Below are 1,112 nucleotides of genomic sequence, written 5' to 3'. Positions count from 1 at the left end.
AAGGCTGAGCTGTGATGGGGAAGCTCCTTATGGAGCGAAGTCTTTGATTCCCCGCTGCCAAGAAAAGCTTCTAGCGAGATAAAAGGTGCCTGTACCGCAAACCGACACAGGTAGGCGAGGAGAGAATCCTAAGGTGTGCGAGAGAACTCTGGTTAAGGAACTCGGCAAAATGACCCCGTAACTTCGGGAGAAGGGGTGCTTTCTTAACGGAAAGCCGCAGTGAATAGGCCCAAGCGACTGTTTAGCAAAAACACAGGTCTCTGCGAAGCCGTAAGGCGAAGTATAGGGGCTGACACCTGCCCGGTGCTGGAAGGTTAAGGAGAGGGGTTAGCGTAAGCGAAGCTCTGAACTGAAGCCCCAGTAAACGGCGGCCGTAACTATAACGGTCCTAAGGTAGCGAAATTCCTTGTCGGGTAAGTTCCGACCCGCACGAAAGGTGTAACGATTTGGGCACTGTCTCAACCAGAGACTCGGTGAAATTATAGTACCTGTGAAGATGCAGGTTACCCGCGACAGGACGGAAAGACCCCGTGGAGCTTTACTGTAGCCTGATATTGAATTTTGGTACAGTTTGTACAGGATAGGCGGGAGCCATTGAAACCGGAGCGCTAGCTTCGGTGGAGGCGCTGGTGGGATACCGCCCTGACTGTATTGAAATTCTAACCTACGGGTCTTATCGACCCGGGAGACAGTGTCAGGTGGGCAGTTTGACTGGGGCGGTCGCCTCCTAAAGTGTAACGGAGGCGCCCAAAGGTTCCCTCAGAATGGTTGGAAATCATTCGTAGAGTGCAAAGGCATAAGGGAGCTTGACTGCGAGACCTACAAGTCGAGCAGGGACGAAAGTCGGGCTTAGTGATCCGGTGGTTCCGCATGGAAGGGCCATCGCTCAACGGATAAAAGCTACCCCGGGGATAACAGGCTTATCTCCCCCAAGAGTCCACATCGACGGGGAGGTTTGGCACCTCGATGTCGGCTCATCGCATCCTGGGGCTGTAGTCGGTCCCAAGGGTTGGGCTGTTCGCCCATTAAAGCGGTACGCGAGCTGGGTTCAGAACGTCGTGAGACAGTTCGGTCCCTATCCGTCGTGGGCGTAGGAAATTTGAGAGGAGCTG

At 54.1% G+C, this 1,112-nt stretch carries 1 rRNA gene; it reads left to right on the top strand.

What is annotated here, in order from left to right:
* A 23S ribosomal RNA gene (locus tag JDS92_RS30035) occupies positions 1 to 1,112 on the top strand; the annotation flags it as partial.

The sequence above is a fragment of the Bacillus cereus group sp. N12 genome, assembly GCF_016483575.1.
GTDB lineage: Bacteria > Bacillota > Bacilli > Bacillales > Bacillaceae_G > Bacillus_A > Bacillus_A toyonensis.
Note: the sequence above shows the minus strand (reverse complement) of the source record. Positions and strands in the feature narration are given on the sequence as shown.